The organism is Caballeronia sp. M23-90, assembly GCF_053574605.1.
The window spans coordinates 1-255 of record NZ_JBSIPA010001057.1; the positions used below are offsets into that span (position 1 = coordinate 1).

Annotated in this window: 1 pseudogene; it reads right to left on the reverse strand. The window is 52.2% G+C overall.

The annotated features are described in order from the left end of the window. Positions 1-157: 157 nt before the first annotated feature. Positions 158-255, reverse strand: a pseudogene (locus ACRXB1_RS37790) (YceI family protein); the annotation flags it as partial.

A 255-nucleotide genomic window follows, 5' to 3' on the forward strand; every position in this document is an offset into this window, starting at 1 on the left:
CTCGGGTACGTGTGGTTCGGATCGAGTTGGTACGTGACTTCAGCGGCCATTGCGTTAAACGATGCCGCCACGAACAACGCGCCTGCTGCCGCGATCAAAAGGTTCTTTTTCATGTGTTTTCCTGGATAAGGTTTGAAACTGGATTATTTCTTGACCGTTATTTCTTGACCGCGACGAGATGGAACTTGATGACGACTTCATCGGCGACGACCGACGTGTCTTTCCACTCGCCCGAACCGACATCGAACTGCGTGC